Origin of the sequence: Agreia pratensis, from assembly GCF_900177685.1 — a bacterium.
GTDB classification, from domain to species: domain Bacteria; phylum Actinomycetota; class Actinomycetes; order Actinomycetales; family Microbacteriaceae; genus Agreia; species Agreia pratensis.
The window spans coordinates 1-17,578 of record NZ_FXAY01000007.1 but is presented as its reverse complement, the minus strand read 5'-3'; the positions used below and the strand labels follow the sequence as shown (position 1 = coordinate 17,578).

16 protein-coding genes are annotated in these 17,578 nt (G+C 66.5%); 6 read left to right on the top strand and 10 right to left on the bottom strand.

What is annotated here, in order from left to right:
- Window positions 1–21: 21 nt before the first annotated feature.
- Window positions 22–438, bottom strand: coding sequence for an SseB family protein (locus tag B9Y86_RS15950; RefSeq protein ID WP_085488159.1), 417 nt, complete (start codon window positions 436–438; stop codon window positions 22–24).
- Between the two features lie 130 nt (window positions 439–568).
- Between B9Y86_RS15950 and B9Y86_RS15945 the strand changes: the two genes are divergently transcribed.
- The 5 genes from B9Y86_RS15945 to B9Y86_RS15925 all read left to right on the top strand — a co-directional run bounded on the left by B9Y86_RS15945 (window position 569) and on the right by B9Y86_RS15925 (window position 6,076).
- Window positions 569–2,002, top strand: coding sequence for a four-carbon acid sugar kinase family protein (locus B9Y86_RS15945; protein ID WP_085487940.1), 1,434 nt, complete (start codon window positions 569–571; stop codon window positions 2,000–2,002).
- Between the two features lie 14 nt (window positions 2,003–2,016).
- Complete coding sequence (locus B9Y86_RS15940; RefSeq protein WP_085487938.1) at window positions 2,017–2,916, top strand: NAD(P)-dependent oxidoreductase; 900 nt, start codon at window positions 2,017–2,019, stop codon at window positions 2,914–2,916.
- Window positions 2,917–3,021: 105 nt separating this feature from the next.
- On the top strand, window positions 3,022–4,788 hold the full coding sequence (locus B9Y86_RS15935; RefSeq protein WP_085488157.1) for a dihydroxyacetone kinase family protein: 1,767 nt from the start codon (window positions 3,022–3,024) through the stop codon (window positions 4,786–4,788).
- A complete protein-coding gene (locus tag B9Y86_RS15930; RefSeq protein ID WP_085487936.1) occupies window positions 4,785–5,246 on the top strand; it encodes a ribose-5-phosphate isomerase in 462 nt (153 codons plus the stop codon). The genes B9Y86_RS15935 and B9Y86_RS15930 overlap by 4 nt, the downstream gene beginning before the upstream one ends.
- Before the next feature lie 116 nt (window positions 5,247–5,362).
- Complete coding sequence (locus B9Y86_RS15925) at window positions 5,363–6,076, top strand: GntR family transcriptional regulator (protein ID WP_085487934.1); 714 nt, start codon at window positions 5,363–5,365, stop codon at window positions 6,074–6,076.
- Between the two features lie 11 nt (window positions 6,077–6,087).
- Here B9Y86_RS15925 and B9Y86_RS15920 read toward each other — a convergent pair whose 3' ends face one another.
- The 7 genes from B9Y86_RS15920 to B9Y86_RS15890 form a co-directional block, all read right to left on the bottom strand.
- A complete protein-coding gene (locus B9Y86_RS15920) occupies window positions 6,088–7,449 on the bottom strand; it encodes an MFS transporter (protein ID WP_085488155.1) in 1,362 nt (453 codons plus the stop codon).
- A 233-nt stretch (window positions 7,450–7,682) separates the two neighbouring features.
- On the bottom strand, window positions 7,683–8,450 hold the full coding sequence (locus B9Y86_RS15915) for an SDR family NAD(P)-dependent oxidoreductase (protein WP_085487932.1): 768 nt from the start codon (window positions 8,448–8,450) through the stop codon (window positions 7,683–7,685).
- 60 nt (window positions 8,451–8,510) lie between these two features.
- The gene (locus B9Y86_RS15910) at window positions 8,511–9,464 is read right to left on the bottom strand and encodes a 3-hydroxyacyl-CoA dehydrogenase family protein (protein WP_085487930.1); all 954 of its coding nucleotides are present in this window, start codon (window positions 9,462–9,464) and stop codon (window positions 8,511–8,513) included.
- A gap of 21 nt (window positions 9,465–9,485) precedes the next feature.
- Window positions 9,486–10,541: a sugar phosphate isomerase/epimerase family protein gene (locus B9Y86_RS15905; protein ID WP_244894798.1), complete on the bottom strand. Its 1,056-nt coding sequence runs from the start codon at window positions 10,539–10,541 to the stop codon at window positions 9,486–9,488.
- 79 nt (window positions 10,542–10,620) lie between these two features.
- Window positions 10,621–11,316 carry an endonuclease NucS gene (gene nucS, locus B9Y86_RS15900; protein ID WP_085488151.1) on the bottom strand — a complete coding sequence of 232 codons (696 nt, stop codon included), beginning with the start codon at window positions 11,314–11,316 and terminating at the stop codon, window positions 10,621–10,623.
- 27 nt (window positions 11,317–11,343) lie between these two features.
- The gene (locus tag B9Y86_RS15895; protein WP_085487928.1) at window positions 11,344–11,793 is read right to left on the bottom strand and encodes a hypothetical protein; all 450 of its coding nucleotides are present in this window, start codon (window positions 11,791–11,793) and stop codon (window positions 11,344–11,346) included.
- Window positions 11,794–11,897: 104 nt separating this feature from the next.
- Window positions 11,898–13,136 carry an MFS transporter gene (locus B9Y86_RS15890; RefSeq protein WP_085487926.1) on the bottom strand — a complete coding sequence of 413 codons (1,239 nt, stop codon included), beginning with the start codon at window positions 13,134–13,136 and terminating at the stop codon, window positions 11,898–11,900.
- 67 nt (window positions 13,137–13,203) lie between these two features.
- On the opposite strand from B9Y86_RS15890, the gene B9Y86_RS15885 reads away from it, so the two are divergent.
- A complete protein-coding gene (locus B9Y86_RS15885; RefSeq protein ID WP_085487924.1) occupies window positions 13,204–14,265 on the top strand; it encodes a LacI family DNA-binding transcriptional regulator in 1,062 nt (353 codons plus the stop codon).
- Between the two features lie 99 nt (window positions 14,266–14,364).
- Here the strand turns inward: B9Y86_RS15885 and B9Y86_RS15880 are convergent, their stop codons facing one another.
- The gene (locus B9Y86_RS15880) at window positions 14,365–15,942 is read right to left on the bottom strand and encodes a glycosyltransferase family 39 protein (protein WP_085487922.1); all 1,578 of its coding nucleotides are present in this window, start codon (window positions 15,940–15,942) and stop codon (window positions 14,365–14,367) included.
- A complete protein-coding gene (locus tag B9Y86_RS15875) occupies window positions 15,939–17,408 on the bottom strand; it encodes a glycosyltransferase family 87 protein (RefSeq protein WP_085487920.1) in 1,470 nt (489 codons plus the stop codon). Before B9Y86_RS15875 ends, B9Y86_RS15880 begins: the two co-directional genes overlap by 4 nt.
- Window positions 17,409–17,578: the final 170 nt, after the last annotated feature.

Below are 17,578 nucleotides of genomic sequence, written 5' to 3'. Positions count from 1 at the left end.
CGCTGAGCCGGAGACGGGCCGTTACTGCGCGCCGAGCGCCTCGTCGACGAAGCTGCGCTTCACGATCACCTGACGGCTGCCCGGATCGAACTGCACGGCGACGATATCGGCGCTCTGCACGATCGCGAGTGCATCGCGACCGGCCAGGATCGTGCCCTGCACCTCGGCGCGTTCGGCCTCGGGAACCGCCAGCCCGAGCTCGGCGAGGCTCGTGAACAGGGGCAGCACCAGCTGGCCGTCTGTCGAGGTGAGTGTGCGCACACGCGGGCCGGACTCGGGGGTCGAGCCCGTCACATCCACAACCAACCCGCCCGCCGTCGCCAGCGACAGAACCTTCTCGATGCCGGCCACGCTCGGCTCGGCCTCGAAAGCGGCGAGGGCGTCGCGCACAGCGGTGTTGACATAGCTGCGTGGAAAGGGGATGGGGCGCTTGGGCATCGAAGGCTCCGGAGGGTCGGGGTCTGCTTCGAACCACTGTACGGGCATCGTGCTGTGTTGACAGTGTCGACGGAACTCGTAGGATCGCTGGTGTCTACTGCAGAGCTGCGACGACACGTCAGGAGTATTGGTGATCGACGAGCAAAGCCTTCTGGCCGAGTATCCGAAAGAGGTCGCCGTCGATGCCGGCGACGTCGCGTCGGAGGTCTCCGGATCGAGTCCGACCCTGATCGTCTTGGACGACGATCCGACAGGAACGCAGTCGGTCGCCGACCTGCCCGTGCTCACGAAGTGGCAGCAGAGCGACTTCGCCTGGGCGCTCGGTGAGGACACGCCCGCGATCTACGTGCTCACCAACACCCGCAGCCTCGACCCGCACGCTGCTGCCGCACGCAATCGGGAGGTCGTGCAGAATGCGTCGCGCGCGGCCGGGCCGCTGGGGCGGCGCCTCGCCTTTGTGAGCAGGGGCGATTCCACGTTGCGCGGGCACTACCCGGTCGAGACGGACGCTATCGCTGAGGCCGTCCTCGCCGGCACGGGCGAGAGTGTCGATGCGGTGATCATCGTCCCCGCTTTCCCTGACGCGGGCCGCGTCACGATCGGCGGCGTTCATTACATGCGGGGCGACGGCGGCCTCACCCCGATCGCCGAGACGGAGTTCGCCCTGGACGCGACCTTCGGCTACGAGAACTCCGACCTCCGCGTGTGGGTCGAGGAGAAGACGCACGGGCGCTGGCCCGCAGATGCCGTCGTAACGCTCGATCTCGCAACCATCCGCAGCGGGCCGGATGCGATCACGGAAGCCCTGCTCGGGCTGCGCGGCGCGACCCCTGTCGTGGTCGACGCAGTCACCGAGAACGATCTGCGTCTGCTCGCGCTCGGCGTCGCCCGAGCAGAGAACCTCGGAAAGAATCTGCTCTACCGAGTCGGCCCTCCTTTCGTGAGGGCTCGTATCGGCCAGGCCGTTCGACCGCCGCTCAGGGCCGATGAGATCTTCGGCAACGGTGACGGCTCCCGGGCAATCGGCGGGCTGATCGTGGTCGGGTCGCATGTGGGGCTCACCTCGCGTCAACTCGGGGTGCTCCGAGATGCTGGACGACTGGAGGACACGATCGAGATCGACACAGGGCTCGTTCTCGATTCAGAGACGATCGACGCCCATCTCGACGACGTCAGCGCGCGCGCCGTCGCCGCCCTCGCCCTGGGTGACGTCGCGATGCACACCAGCCGCATGCTCGTGAAGACCGACGACCCCGCAGAAAGCCTCGCCATCTCACGAACGGTGTCTGCGGCCGTCGTTGCCGTCGTGCAGCGCATCCTCGCCAGCACGGCGCCGCGTTTCGTCGTCGCCAAGGGCGGCATCACGTCGAGCGACGTCGCGTCGGCCGGGCTGGGCATCCGGCATGCCATGGTGCGGGGGCCGATGCTGCCAGGCCTGGTCTCGCTCTGGGAGCCAGTGGATGGCCCGGCGAAGGGAATCCCCTATGTCGTGTTCGCCGGAAACGTGGGCGACGACGACTCGCTGGCGACCGTCGTCTCGACGCTGACGCACCGACCGCTCTAGACGTAAGGAAGATCATGCCCGAAACCACTTCGTATTCCGTCGCCGTTCTCGGACTGGGGGCCATGGGGTTGCCGATGGCCACCCGATTAGCTACCGAACTGACCGTGCACGGCTTCGACATCGCCGAGCCGCGACTCGCGCTCGCGGCAGACGCAGGCGTCACCCCCTTCGGTTCGGCCAGAGAGGCCGTTGCGGGGGTGGATGCCGTCGTGCTCGCCGTGCGCAACGGCTCACAGCTGCGAGACGTGCTGTTCGGCGAGAACGGCATCGCCTCGACGCTCCTGGACGGATCTGTCGTGATCATGACCAGTACCGTCGGCATCGACGATGTCGTGGCCGTCAGTGATCTCTTGGCCGAGCGCGGAGTGCACCTCGTCGACGCTCCGCTGAGCGGCGGGCCGGTTCGCGCGGGTGAGGGCGACCTCCTCGTCGTCGTGGGCGCGACGCCCGTGGCCCGGGAGAAAGCGAAGCCCGTGTTGGACCTGCTCGCCTCGACTCTGAGTGTCATCGGCGATCGCCCTGGCGACGGCCAAGCGTTCAAGACGGTGAACCAACTGCTCTGCGGGGTGCATATCGCCGCGGGTGCCGAGGCGCTTGCTCTGGCGGAGGCTCTCGGGCTCGACGCGGCCGCCACCCTCGAGACTCTCGCCGCCGGCGCTGCCGGTTCGTTCATGCTGGGCAATCGCGGCCCCCGGATGCTGCAGGCCTACGACGAAGGCGGCGCCGAGGTTCTCAGCCGCCTCGACATCTTCGTGAAGGACATGGGAATCGTCACGGCCGCGGCGCGATCTGCTGGGGTAGCGACTCCCGTCGCGGCAGCGGCCGAGCAGCTTTACATCCTCGGCGCGGCCAACGGTCTCGCGGCAGAGGACGACTCGGCCGTCATCCGGGTCGTCGCGCCGAATCAGCGGTGAGTGTCGTGGGGCTCGGATGTCGGTGGTCGCCGGCATGAGAATCCTATAGGATCGATTATGTCTGGCCCTCGGGCCGCTGAACTCGATGATGAGGAGCTGACGCGCATGACCCGTCTATGGAACGAACCGGCGGATTTCGCCGACGAGATGGTGGACGGTTTCGTCCGCGCGAACGGGCGCTGGGTGCGCAAGGTGCACGGTGGCGTCTCGCGTTCCACCCGTTCTGACGAGCCGGAGGTGGCTGTGGTCATCGGCGGAGGATCGGGACACTACCCCGCCTTCGCCGGCCTGGTCGGGCCCGGTCTCGCGCACGGGGCGGCCATGGGCAACCTCTTCGCCTCCCCGTCGGCGCACCAGGTCGAGTCCGTGATTCGGGCCAGCGAGCAGGGCCGTGGGGTTCTGCTCAGTTACGGAAACTACGCGGGCGACGTTCTGCACTTCACCGCGGCGCAAGATGTGGTGCGAGCCGAGGGTGTGGATTGCCGAACGGTCGTGGTCACCGACGACATCTTCAGTGCCCCTCCGAGCGAGGCGCACCGCCGTCGTGGCATAGCGGGCGATCTCACCGTCTTCAAAGTCGCCGGAGCCGCGGCTGCGGCGGGCTATGACATCGACGGCGTCGAGAGAGTCGCTGGGTTGGCCAACGCCCGTACCCGTTCGTTGGGCGTCGCCTTCACCGGATGTACCCTTCCGGGCGCAGATGAGCCGTTGTTCTCGGTGCCCGAAGGCAAGATGGCGATCGGTCTCGGCATCCACGGAGAGCCCGGCACCGACGAGGTCGACATCCCCAGTGCCGCGGAACTCGGCGAGCTGTTCGTCACGCACCTGCTCGCAGAGGCGGAGATCCCTGATGGGGTGTCCCTCGACGGTGCGCGGGTGGTGCCTATTCTCAACGGCCTCGGATCTGTCAAGAGCGAGGAGCTGTTCGTGGTGTTCAGTACGGTCGCCGACCTGCTGGAGGCGCGGGGTGTCACCATCGTCGACCCGCAGGTCGGGGAGTTCTGCACCAGTTTCGACATGGCCGGTGCCTCGCTCACTCTCCTCTGGGTCGACGAAGAGCTGGAGACGCTCTGGAGCGCGCCCAGCGACACCCCCGCTTTCCGCACCGGCGCGGTCGACGGAGGTGCCCTCGTCGCTGTGGTCGACTCCGACGACGACGCGGTCGACGAGGTTGTGGGAGAGGCGAGTGACGAGTCGCGCGCGGCGGCCACCCGCGCCGCTGAGGCCCTCGGCGCCATCCGGGACGTGATCGACGAGAACGCCGACGAGCTCGGGCGATTGGACTCGATCGCGGGCGACGGCGATCACGGCATCGGCATGCAGCGCGGTGCACGCGCTGCGGCAACGGAGGCGCAGGCGGTGCTCGAGCGCGGCGCCGGAGCCCGGTCGCTGCTCGTCCGTGCGGGTGACGCGTGGTCCGATCGAGCCGGCGGAACCTCGGGAGCGCTGTGGGGAGAGATCCTGCGCACCCTCGGCGAGGCCCTCGGCGACGACCAGGCCGTGACGGCCGCCGAGGTGAGTGTCGGCGTGACCGCCGCATCCGATGCCGTACGGGCCTACGGAAAGGCGAGCGTGGGAGACAAGACCATGGTCGACGCGCTCGAGCCCTTTGCGAACGCTCTGGATGCGCGGGTTGCCGCGGGTGATTCGCTGTCGGCAGCGTGGGTGGCCGCGTCCGGTGCCGCCCGTCAGGCCGCAGATGCCACCGCGGACATGATGCCCGGCCTCGGCCGTGCCCGCCTGCACGGTGAGAAGTCGCTCGGTACGCCCGACCCCGGAGCGGTCTCGTTCGCTCTGATCGTCGAGACGGTCGCCCCGCTTCTCGACACGCCAGCACCCTCGACGAGCGGAGCGACGGAGGAGACATCGTGAGCACCGCGTGGAGACTCGTCATCGGCTCGGACGATGCCGGCTACGACTACAAGGAGATCATCAAGCGCGACCTGGAGGCCGATGGCCGTGTCGTCTCCGTGGTCGACATCGGTGTGGATGCGAACGGACATACGGCCTATCCCACCGTCGCCACGACGGCCGCCGAGCTGGTCGCGAGGGGAGAGGCGGATCGCGCGGTGTTGATCTGCGGAACCGGCCTCGGAGTCGCCATCGCCGCGAACAAGGTTCGAGGCATCCGCGCCGTCACCGCGCACGACAGCTACTCGGTCGAGCGAAGCGTGCTCTCGAACGATGCTCAGGTGCTCTGCATGGGACAGCGCGTGATCGGAATCGAGCTCGCCCGACGAAACGTGCGCGAGTGGCTCGGCTATGTCTTCGATTCGAGCAGTGCGTCGAACGAGAAAGTGCAGGAGATCGTCACCTACGAGCGGTCGTGACAGCGGTGATCGAGAGTCTCTCGGCTTCGACTTCGCGCATATAAGTATGCTGTCGTCAGGGCCGTGCCAGTGATGGCGGTCTTCTTTCCCCTGCCGTACGATCCCGCGAGGCTGTGATGACCGACTCCGTGTTCCGCCTCGCGAGTGCCGACGTCATCAAGCAGCGCGGGCTGCGCGACAGGGTCTACGACCGTGTGCTCGACGTGCTGCTGCGCTCCGACACCACGCCTGGCATGCGGCTCTCGATCGAGGCGGTGGCCCGCGAGCTCGGAGTATCACCCACGCCCGTGCGGGAGGCGCTCGTGTTGCTGGAGCGCACCGGTCTCGTCACGCGCGAGGCCAACAAGGGATATCGGGTGGCCCCGCAGCTCGCCGACGACCAGCTGGATGCCCTCTTCGACGCCCGACTCGTGCTCGAGAGCGGAGCGGCAGCCCTGGCCAGTGCCCACGAGGTCGCGCTCGTGCCGCGGTTGCGGGCCGCTCTCGCCGAGCACGAGGCGATGACCGCGGTGGTGCGTGCGGCATCCACCGCAGGCGAATTACCCGTCGACCTGCTGCGCGACTACTTCGCCGTCGACTGGAATTTTCATCACCTGATCTTCGAAGGAACGCACAATCCCTTTCTCATCGACATGTCCGCGGGCATCTCGACGCGCGTGCACCGGATGCGCCAGACGCTGCAGACCGGGGTCAGCGACGCGGATGACGCCGTGCGCGAGCACCGGGCGATCGTCGACGCGTTCGCCGAGGGCGCGGATGCCGCTGCGCTCGCGATGCGCACCCATATCGAACGGGTACGCGAACGCTCGCGCAGCGACTCCGTGCTCTGATCCTCTCGGTGTCAGTGCACCGCCGGCGTGCTGGTCGTCTCTAGCAGCTCGTCTGCTTTCGCGCCCCGGAAGAACCGAGTGCCGAACATCATCCCGGCTGCGAGGAAGGCGAAGACGCCGAGCGAGACGACTCCCCACACGCCGCTGTCGGTGGGCACTGCCTCGTTGAAGCCGTTCCGCATCAGAGGTGCGACGAAGCCGCCCAGGTTGCCGAGCGAGTTGATGAGGCCGATGCCAGCCGCGGCGGCCGCTCCGGTGAGGAATGCGGTCGGGTAGGCCCAGGTGATCGGACCGACGGCGAGGAAGCTCGACACCGCGAGGGTGATGAAGAGCAGTCCGAGAATCGGCAGGCCGTTCGCTCCCGCCCAGGCTGATCCGAAGATCGACAGTCCGGTGAAGATGTAGAACAGGCTGCCCCACGAACGGCGACGACGGATGGTGTTCGCGTGTCGGCCGACGAAGTAGCAGGCGAAGAGTCCGACAAGCCAGGGAATGGCCGAAACCAGTCCCACCTGGAAGCCGACGTCCTGGCCGATGAGGTTGGACACCTGCTGCGGCAGGTAGAAGGTGGTTCCGTACACCGCGATCTGCAGGCAGAAGTAGATGATGGTGAAGTACCAGACCTTGCCGCTCGCCATCGCGCGCCAGACACCCTTCGGCCCGTCGGCGGAACGCACGTCGTCTTCTCGTTTCATCGCGGCCGTTAACGAGTCCTTCTCGTTCTGCGACAACCATTTCGCTTTCTGCGGCGAATTGGTCAAGAACTTCAGCGCCGCGAGACCGGCCAACACGGCCAGCATTCCTTCGGAGAAGAACATGACCTGCCACCCCTCCCACGGGGTGACCTGGTTGCCGATGCTGATCAGGCCACCGCTCAGCGGTGCTCCGATCATCTGTGAGAAAGGCTGCGCCAGGTAGAAGATCGCGAACATCTGCACGCGCACCTTGTTGGGGAACCACTCGGACAGGAACATGATCACGCCCGGGAACAGGCCCGCCTCTGTCACGCCCAGGAGGAAGCGCAGGATGATGAACATGGTGTCGTTCGTCGTGAAGGCGAACAGGGCTGCGACGATTCCCCAGGTCACCGCGATCCGCGCGAGCCAGAAGCGTGCCCCGAATCGCTTGAGCAACAGATTGCTCGGAATCTCGAAGATCGCGTAACCGATGAAGAAGATTCCGGCGCCCAGCGCGAAGGCGCCGTCGGAGACTCCGCGATCGACGCGCAAGGCCTCCTCAGCGAACCCCACATTGGTGCGATCGAGGAAGGCGACGAAGTACAGGATGACGAGCATGGGCATGAGATGCCGGGACGCCTTGGCGATCGCGGACTTGAGCGCGGGATCGCGCGTCGAGCCGATAGCCGCAGACAGCGACGGTGTGGACAATGGTCTCTCCTTTGAGATTCATGAGTGCAGAGGGGATGGCGGCAGTCGCCTCGAACGGCAGTCGCCCCGAGCGTCAGGCGATGATGGCTGGCACGATCTGCGCGGCGGCAAGGCCGACGAGGATGATGCCGACGCCGAGGAAGATGAATCGGCCGATCGACCAGGTTCCGACGTATCTGTTCATGTGGTTCCTTTCTTTTGGGGGAGGGGGGAATTGATCAGTGCATGTACAGGCCGCCGTCGACGTTCAGGGTCTGGCCTGTCACGAAGCCCGCGTCCTCACTGATGAGGTAGGAGATGGCTGCAGCGATGTCGCGGGGTGTGCCGATGCGGGGAAGGACACCGTCGGAGGCCATCGCGGCCTTGCGTTCGTCGGTGAGGGTGCCGCCCATGATGTCGGTGTCGATGGGGCCGGGCGAGATCGCGTTGACGGTGATGCCCGCTTCGCCGAGCTCACGGGCCGTGCTTCGAGTGAAGCCGATGACGCCTGCCTTGGCTGCCGAGTACGCGGTCTTCGAGAAGGTGCCGCCTCCGCGCTGGGCGGAGACGGATGACAGGTTGACGACGCGTCCGACGCCGAGCGCCACCATCGACTCGACCGCGCGGCGAGTGCTGAAGTGCACTCCGTTGAGGTTGATGTCGATGACGCGCTGCCACTCTTCCGGGGTGACCTCGAGATAGGGAACGGGTGAGGCGACGCCGGCCAGGTTCACGAGGGCGATCACGGGAGGCAGCGCGGCCTCGAGGGCATCGAAAGCTGCCCGCACCTGGGCGTTATCGGCCACGTTTGCGCCTGCACCCGCGGTGTGCACGCCGTGCTCGGCAGCGATCTCGGCAGCCACTTCTTGGGCGTCCTCGGAGCGGAGATCGATGATCCCGATGTTCCAGCCCTGCTCGGCGAGGTAGTGGGCCGAGTAACGACCGATGCCCCGAGGGGAGGCTGCACCCGTGAGGATGACGGTTCTGGATGGGGGAAACGCGGTCATGTGCGTGCCTTTCTGACGACGGTGTCGGAGATGCGAAGGGGGTGAGAGTGAGGTGGCAGCTCAGCCGATCGGAGCGGGGCCGAGCTCGTCCATGAGCTTCTTGATGGCGACATAGGCCTTGTTGCGGTAGGCGATGAGTTCCGCCGTGCGCTCGGCCGGAACGTCGAGGTATCCGGCGCCCGACTTGGTGCCGAACTTGCCGGCGTCGACCAGGGTCTTGAGTGACTCCGGCGTCGCGAACCGCTCCGGCCAGCGGGTCTGCAGCGACGCGTAGCAGAAGGCGTACACGTCGAGGCCGGCCATGTCGGCGATAGCGAAGGGGCCGAAGACCGGCAGGCGGAAACCGAAGGTGGTGCGCACGATGGTGTCGATGTCTTCGGGAGTCGCGATGCCCTCCTCGACGATCTGGGTGGCCTCGTGGAACAGCGCGTACTGCAGACGGTTGAGTACGAAGCCCGTGCTGTCCTTGACCCGCGCGGTCTCCTTGCCGGTTGCAGCCACGATCTCCTCTGCCAGCGCGATCGAGCTCTCAGACGTGGTGGCATGCGGGATGAGCTCGACTCCGGGAATGAACGGAGCCGGGTTCGAGAAGTGCACACCGAGGAAGCGTTCTGGCCCTGTGACCGCCTCTGCCAGCGAGTCGATCAGAATGGTCGAGGTGTTGGAGCCGATGACCGCATCGGGCCTGGCCGCGGCGCTGATTCGGCGCAGGGTGGCGTGCTTGATCTCGATCTTCTCGGGGACAGCCTCCTCGATGAAGTCGGCGTCGGCGACGGCCTCTTCGATCGACGCCGCTGGCGAGACATGAGCGCGGATTCGCTCGACGGCGTCGACCGGGAACAGGCCGTCCGAGACGAATTGGGCCGTCTCCGTGAGCAGCCGCTCGTAGTTGCTGCGGGCGATCTCTTCGGAGATATCGGCGATCACGACGGTTGCACCCGAAAGAGCGAGAACCTGGGCGATGCCGCCGCCCATGTAGCCGGATCCGACGACGGCGATGGTGCGTGTGTTCATGATGATGATGAGTCCGTTTCTCTAAGCCTGAGCCGCTCGGGGGAGCAGCGAGCGGATGTATGTCTGGTTGGTCGAGCACATGCCGAGGCTGTCGCCGCCGTAGTGCTCGGCGAGGATGATTCCGCGGAACCCTCCCGCGAGTGCATCGCGCAGCACCTGGCGGTAGTTGATGAGACCCGCCTCCATGGTCGAGGGCACGGAAGTGGCCCAGCTGCCGTCGGCGGACTCGTCACGCGTGTAGTTCTTCACGTGCATGTAGTTGGCGTACGGAAGTGTCTTCGCGAACAGTTCTCGCCAGTCCTCTACAGGACGGTGCAGGCGGATGAGGTTCGCTACGTCGGGGTTGAGGCCGACGTTGTCGAGGCCGATCTCCTCGACCAGGCGCACGGCGCTGTCGGCGGTGCCGAGGTAGGTGTCTTCATACAGTTCGAGGGCGAGGGGCAGGCCCACGTCGGCCGCGTGCTTTCCCAACTCGCGGATGCGGGTGACGGCCGCGTTCCAGACCTCTTCGTCGTCGGGGTCTTTGGGGCCTTCTGCTGTCCAGAACCAGAGGGCGCGCTTCTGCGCTTCGCTGAAGGGCTGGTGCAGTCCGGTCGAGAAGACCTTCATGCCCCACTCCGCTGCAGCGTCGATCGTGCGGTGCGCGTATGCGAGGTTCTTCTCCTCGTGACCCGGCATGATCACGCTCTGGCGCTGGAGGTGCACCGAGGGTATACCGATGCCGTGAGAGCGAGCGATCGACAGGAACTCGTCCCGGCGCGACGGCTCGAGGTCTGCGGGGCGAACGTGGCTGTCTGCCAGTTCGGCAAGGGTGAATCCGACGCCCTCCACCTGAGCGAACATGTCGTCCCACACCTCCGGAGCCGCGTCGTGCAGGGCGACGCCATCGCGGCCGACCGGAGGAATTCCGTGCAGGCACGTGGCGATCGGCCACGTCTCGGCTGTCCAGTTGGATGGATTCCAGTCGACGCCCTCCCAGGATTGGGCTCCGCTGCTCGCCTCGGTGGTCGACGCGCTGCCTGTCGTTGTCTTGGTCATCAGTGCTCCATTGCGCTCGATGCGTTCGTCGGTGAACACAAGAAAAGATCCTATAGGAAATATAGTCGCGATCCTGGGCAGCGCAAGGGGTCAGATGAGACGGGCCGTTTCGGCTAGATCAGAAGAGGCGGGAGTCGCTGTCGTCGAGGCCGCGCATGGCGTCGTAGTCGAGCACAACGCAGCGGATGCCGCGGTCTTGCGCGAGGGTGCGAGCCTGGGGCTTGATCTCTTGAGCCGCGAAGACTCCCTGCACCGGAGACAGGTGGGGGTCGCGGTTCATGAGCTCGAGGTAGCGGGTCAGCTGCTCGACCCCGTCGATATCGCCGCGACGCTTGATCTCTACGGCCACCGCTGCACCGCCCGAATCACGGGCCAGGATGTCGACGGGTCCGATGGCGGTCATGTATTCGCGACGAACGAGCGTGTGCCCGTCGCCCAGCAGGGTGATCTGCTCTGCGAGCAGCTTCTGAAGGTGCGCCTCGACGCCGTCTTTCTGCAGGCCGGGGTCGATGCCGAGTTCATGCGACGAATCGTGCAGCACGTCGTAGATACTCACGACCAGAACGTCGTCGGTCTTCTTCTGGGTGACCTTCCAGACCTGGGTGATCCCGGCATCCGTCTGCGTCTGGTCGGGCTCATCGAAGGTGATGTAGCAGGGCGGGCTCATCCAGTTGAGCGGCTTATAGCTGCCGCCGTCGGAGTGCACGAGGATCGAACCGTCGCTCTTCAGCATCAGAAGTCGGGTGGCCAACGGCAGGTGCGCGGAGAGCCGCCCCGCGTAGTCGACGGAACAGTTCGCAATGACAAGACGCACCAACCCAGAGTACGGGGTCGGCTCAGTTCACGAGCACTGAGCGGCATCGGCAGACATGGCGAACAAGTTGCCAGACCACACCAACTCATTCACCGCGATACCGAGAGCGCTCGCCACCAGAACAACGACAACCGCGACCAGAATCCCCGTTCGGCGCGGCGAGCGATATTTCGCGGCGATCAGCAGCAGGGGGAGCAGCACGGCAAGATGAGCGAAGACCAACGGAACCCCGCCCAGGAGCAGTCCTGTGCCGGCCATCGAGGAGCTTGCCATCACCGCTTTGCACTGCTCGGTCATTTCTTCGGAGAACGCTAGTCCGTACCAGAACCACGCCAGGCAGACCACCACCGTGCCGATGGCCGCGACAGTCCAGAAGGCATCTTGCCGTCCTGGCGAATACCAGCCCGAGTGCTCTTCGGGTGTGAATGCACTGCCATTGCCGCCGAGTCCGGCGAAGGGGTCATCGGAAAGACTCATGCCATCTCTGTACCACATGGCACAACCGCACCTGGTGGTGCCGCGTCAGACGCGAACCCGCAACGCGGTGACGAAAGTGGGAATCTTGCGCGGACCCGCGGGACCTATGTCGTGTACGTGCGCTCTCGGGTCGCCGGCGACGCGAAGAACGACAGCACCAGTAGCGCGAGAATCACGTAGAGGGCATTCAGGATGCCGAAGTGTTCGCCGAGGAATCCGAGCAGCGGCGGGCCAGCGAGGAACGCGGTGTACCCCACGATCGCCACGGCGCTCACGCGTGCGGCCGAGTTCTTCTCGTCGTCTGCGGCTGCGCTCATGCCCACGGGGAATCCGAGCGAGGCGCCGATGCCCCAGAGGATCGCTCCGATGATCGTGACCCAGAGGTCGGTCGAGAGGATGAAGAGCAGCAGACCCGCGATGCCTACGACGGCGGTGGCGCGCAGCGTCGGAACCCGTCCGAAGCGGTCGAGCAAGGGGCCGCCCGCCACGCGACCGACGGTCATCGCCGCGACGAAGATGCCGAAGACGATGGCGCCCGTGGTGTTGGACTGTTCGTGGCCATCGACCGTCGCGATCGCGATCCAGTCGTTGGCGCTGCCCTCGGCGAACGCCATTCCGAGCATCACCGCTCCGATGAGCAGAAGGCGGGCGTCGGCCCAGACGGCCAGGCTCGCCTTGAGTCGCTGGCCGAGCGGGATGCGCGGGGCCGAGCCGGCGGCGTCGGCCTGATCTGCGGCATCCAGATCGTGCGGGATGAACCTGACGGCGGCGATCACCGCGACGACGAGAATAACGGCGATCGTGATCAGATGGGCGAAGACCGGGATGGCGAGAGCCGAGGCGAGGGCGCCGATGCCGGCGCCGAGAACCGTGCCGCCAGAGAACATGGCGTGCATCAGCGGCATCAGGGTCTTGCCGATAGCCCGCTCGGCAGCCGCGCCCTCAACGTTCATCATGACGTCGCAGGCTCCGTTGCCGAAGCCGAAGAGCACCAGGCCGATGAAGGCGACCGTCACGCTGGGTGCGAGTCCGCCGCCGACTCCGATGAGCACGAGTCCCGAGGAGATCAGCGAGATGCAGAAGGTGATGCCGGCGCGCGGTCCGAAGCGGCGCAGAATCGCCGGGGCCACGATGAGTCCCACGACGGATCCGGCGGACATGCCGAAGATCAGCACGCCGACATTGGCCGTGTTCAGCTCGAGGTCGTCGCGCACGGCAGGAAGTCGAGCGACCCAGCTGGCGATGCTCACCCCGCTCAGGATGAAGATCACGAAGACTGCGTTGCGCCACGAGATGAGAGTCCGTGGAGGATGCACGGCGACGTCGCTCGTGGGAGTGGTCATGGGGTGTCCTGAATGCGTTGGAGAGCGGTATCGCGCGAGATCGAATCGATTCGACTACGCTACCAACATGACCGCGAGCGATCAACACACCCGCCGTCCCACTCTCGCAGACGTGGCCAAGGCCGCCGGAGTCTCCGTTTCGACCGCGTCGATCGCGTTCAGCGGGTCGGGCCCGGTGTCGGATGCGACGCGCGAGCGCGTGCTCGCCGCCGCGGCTTCGCTGGGCTACGACGGTCCAGACCCCCGGGCCCGCTCGCTGCGTCAGGGGCGAAGCGGCGTCATCGGCGTCGTTCTCGAGGGCAGCCTGCTGTACGCGTTTCGCGACCCCGTGACATCCATCACCCTCGACGGAGTCGCCACCGCGCTGGGCCCGCAGGGCGCCGGCCTGCTGCTGCTCACCGACTCGGGCGAGGGAGCGGCCACGATCGACACGGCCGCGGTCGACGCCGTGATCCTGCTCGGATGCTCCACTCGTGTCGACCACTCGATCGAGGTCTTCGGGCGTCGCGACATTCCGGTCGTCTCGGTCGAGGGGCCGTCTCGGCCCGAGCTCGTCGAGGTGACCCTCGACAACCGCGCCGCCTCGGTGGTCGCTGCCCGGCACCTGCAGTCGCTGGGCCACGAGCTCGTGGGCATCGCCACCCTGGGCATCGCCGACGGGCACGAAGCCGGGCCCGTGACCGACGACGTGGCGATCGCGGTGTCGGTCACTCGCGAGAGACTTCTGGGCACCCGCGAGGTATATCCGGATGCGCCGGCATACTCGTCGGTGCACAACACTCCCGAAGACGGTCGCCGTGCGGCGCTGGCCTTGCTCGATGTCGCAGCGTCGCAGCGGCCGACCGCGATCGTGGCGCAGGCCGACCTGCTCGCCGTCGGAGTGATCCAGGCGGTCGAGGAACTCGGGCTGGTGGTCGGGGTCGACGTGAGTGTGATCGGCTTCGACGGAATCCGCATCGACGGCTTCGCGCACGATCTCACGACCATGGTGCAGCCCGCCAGCGCGAAGGGCCACGCCGCGGGGGCCGCGGTCACCGCGCTGCTAGCGGGAGAGCGCCCCGATACCCCGATCGCGTTCACGTGCGAACTCCACGTGGGATCGACGACGGGGCCAGTCCCTTCGTCGTGAGTCCCGCCCTGTGCAGATTCTGTTCACGTAGAGACCATCCTCGTCGTATATCGACACGGGCAGGCTCAGGCTGCACAGTTTCTCGTCAGATCGATCGCGTCAGCGGGTGAAGACCATCACCCAGAGGTTCGGGTAGTGCCAGCTGTCGGACTCGACGAAGCCCGCATCCTCGATCGCCTGCTCGTTGACCTCGCGGTCGCGGCCGCTCGACACCAGGATCACCGTGTCGTGGCCCTCGAGCATCTGTGTGTCGACCGGGCGCGACGTCTCCCAGAGTCGAGGCAGTGAGCCGACAGGCTTGTCGAGGGCGACATCGTCGAGCGAGGTGAACGCCCATGGGTACGAGTACTCGACCACCCGTGCGGTGGCGGTCGGATGCCACGCGACGCTTCCGAAGACGACGGCCGGGTCTGCGTCGGCCGGCAGGGTCGAGGTGACCTCTCCCACGCGCCAGGCCGCCTGCGACCACGAGGACTTCTGCTTCGCGCCGGTTGTTCGCTGGCCCTCGTAGCTCGGCTGAGTGAGCAGGGCTAGAACAAGCACCCCGGCGACCGCGGCCAATGCCGTCCACGGAACCGATCGCATCCGGGCCGCACGCGGCCCCGTCGAGAGCCGAGCGGCCCGACGGGTCAACCGGCCGAGGCCCACGATGCCGCCCGCGATGGCGACGGCAAGCGCCGGCATGAGGAAAGTGAGATAGCGCGGCGAGTACAGCGGGGTGATCAGAACCGAGGTGAGCACGAGCACCGCGGTCGGCACGACCAGCCACGGCAGAACCCAGGCCATGAGGTCGCGGGCGGCACGGGCGCGGGCCGCGGACGAGTGCCGGGCCACGACGAAGGTGGTGATTCCGACGAGCACCACGACCCAGGTGAAGATCGCGAACGGCACGTTGTTCGGGGCGAATTGGGTGACGAGGATTCCGGTGAGGGTGCGCTGGCTGATCGGGTCGATCCAGGAGAGCTGGCCCGACTGCCCGGCCACGACGAGCACGAAGGGAATGCAGACCACTCCGAGCGGGATGACCGTGCGCCCGAACGCGAACAGCTGTCGACGGGTGAGAGTGCCCGAGATGGTGAGCACGGCCACGGTCACGGCGTGCGCCACCACGACGAGCGAGAGATAGACGAAGATGCCCACCGAGAACAGCCCGACAGCGGCGTACACGAGCCAGGGCCAGACGGCCGCCCATCGGGTCGAGGGTGCTCTCGCGGCATCGAGCGCCCTCATCAGAAGCAGAGTCAGTGCCACCGCGAGCAACGCGGTCAGGGCATACGAGCGGCCCTCGCCACCCGCCCACGTGAAGCGGGGGATCGTGATGAGCACGACTCCAGCGAGCAGCGCGAAGCCGCGGGTTCCGAAGCGCGAGGCGAGCAGCATCGTGAGCGCCACCGTGCCACCCGAGACGATCGCGCTCGGCAGTCGCAGCGTGAACGGCGAGTAGCCGACGATGTCGAACCAGACATGGATGAACGCGTAGTACAGCCCGTGCACCGCGTCGACGGTGTGCAGCATCGCCCACAGTTCGGGCCAGGTGCGCGTGGCCGACACGATGGTGGCTGCCTCGTCGTACCAGATCGACGGGGTGTCGAGGCCGATGGCGACGATCACAATGGCCGCGAAAGCCAGAAGAGGGATCTCGATGCGGCGAGCCAACAGTGTTGTGATGCGCGTCACGATGACACCTCCTGAATGCGACCGGATGCGTCGGGCCGGGTCGACGGCTGCCCTCTGCCCGGTAGGTGCAGACCGCCGCCGCCCCTCGCGAGGCGCTGTCGGTAGAACCATGCGGCGACGACGATCAGTGTGGCCAGCGCGAGCCCGCCGCGCATTACGTCGACGGTGGGCACGAACAGACGCACGGTGAGGGCCAGTGCGACTGCGAACCACTCCCAATGCTGGCTGAGCACGATGAAGGGGATGAGCAGCAGCGCGTACCAGGGGTAGCGGGGGCTCACGATGATGAGGATGCTTCCGATGAGAACCAACTGCGGCAGCCAGGGGGAGGTCGGGCTGGCGCGCCACCAGGTGAGTCCTGCGATCACGGCGATCAGCGCCGCGGCCACAATCACGGCCGACTTGCCGGGCAGGATCGTCGAGAGCAGGGCGAAGCTGGTCCCGTCTTCGTAGCCCTCTTCGGACAGGTAGCCGGGAAGATAACCGAGCACTTTGATGCCCGAGCTCAGCACGTAGGGAACGTACAGCGCCGCGAACGTGGCGACGGATACCAGGATCAGGGTGAGTGGCCGCTTCTTGAGCAGAGGCGGAGCGACGATCACGGGAATGAGCTTGGTCGCGATGGCCGCGCCGAGGGCGATTCCGCCCCAGACGCGTCTGCCGGATGCCACGAGCAGGCTGGCCGCGAGGGCGAGAGCCACGCCGAGAACGTCTACGTGCGAGTTGGTGACCGCTTCCGTCGCGACCAGAGGGCACCAGGCCCAGAGGGCCGCCCATCTCGGATCCATGCCGCGGCGGCGAAGGGCAACCAGAAGCATCCAGGTGATGCCGAGCGAGATGAGGAGGCCGCCGACCTGGAAAGGCCAGTATTGGACGCTCGGATCGACGAACCAGCGCACGCTGGCGAAGTAGAGCTCGGCCATCGGCGGGTAGATCGTGGGGTCGTGCGGGCGGTTGATGGCGGTGCAGAGCAGTTCTCGCGACGGCGACGACTTGGTGTCGTTGTACCGGTTTCCGACGCCCGGGCAGTCTGCGTCATGATCGACGTCGTTCTTGCCGGCGGCGGCGCTGTCGGCGACGGCGGTGCCCGCGGGGGTGGGGAAGAGCCAGTCTGGGCGCAACTCTTTTATGGAGTCGGCCACCGGAATGTGGGCGTAGGGGGAGACTCCGGCGTTCGTGACGATGCCGTCCCAGGCATAGCGCGCGGAATCGGTGCTGGTGTTCGGCGGCCCGAGCAGCGCTGCTCCGCCGATGGCGAGGGATCCGGCGATGATGACCGCCGTCACATGACGGGCCGGAACCTTTCTGAGGGCGAGAAAGGCGAGGGCGAAGAAGATCCAGGCCGCTCCGATGACAACGATGAAAGCGGGAGCGTCAGCGCGAGTGAACAGTTGCAACTGGGTCGTCGCGAAGCCGATGGCTGCCGCGATGGCCGCGGTGGCGGCAAGGGTCAGGACTGTTCTCACTGATTGATCCTTGCATCATCGGGCTGGGAATGTTCGGGGGTAGCAGAATGGCCCGCCACGTTTGTGGCGGGCCGTTCTGGTTGTGCTGGGGTGTTACTTGGTGTTGACGGTGATCTTGGCGATTCCGACGAGGAGGCCGGCCTTGACGGCGTCGGTCTTGAAGGTCTTGT

Coding starts and splice junctions, on each gene's coding strand:
- B9Y86_RS15925 (WP_085487934.1), top strand. CDS start 5,363: ATGACCGACTCCGTGTTCCGCCTCGCGAGTGCCGACGTCATCAAGCAG.
- B9Y86_RS15910 (WP_085487930.1), bottom strand. CDS start 9,464: ATGAACACACGCACCATCGCCGTCGTCGGATCCGGCTACATGGGCGGC.
- B9Y86_RS15940 (WP_085487938.1), top strand. CDS start 2,017: ATGCCCGAAACCACTTCGTATTCCGTCGCCGTTCTCGGACTGGGGGCC.
- B9Y86_RS15890 (WP_085487926.1), bottom strand. CDS start 13,136: ATGACCACTCCCACGAGCGACGTCGCCGTGCATCCTCCACGGACTCTC.
- B9Y86_RS15895 (WP_085487928.1), bottom strand. CDS start 11,793: ATGAGTCTTTCCGATGACCCCTTCGCCGGACTCGGCGGCAATGGCAGT.
- B9Y86_RS15935 (WP_085488157.1), top strand. CDS start 3,022: ATGACCCGTCTATGGAACGAACCGGCGGATTTCGCCGACGAGATGGTG.
- B9Y86_RS15885 (WP_085487924.1), top strand. CDS start 13,204: ATGACCGCGAGCGATCAACACACCCGCCGTCCCACTCTCGCAGACGTG.
- B9Y86_RS15950 (WP_085488159.1), bottom strand. CDS start 438: ATGCCCAAGCGCCCCATCCCCTTTCCACGCAGCTATGTCAACACCGCT.
- B9Y86_RS15915 (WP_085487932.1), bottom strand. CDS start 8,450: ATGACCGCGTTTCCCCCATCCAGAACCGTCATCCTCACGGGTGCAGCC.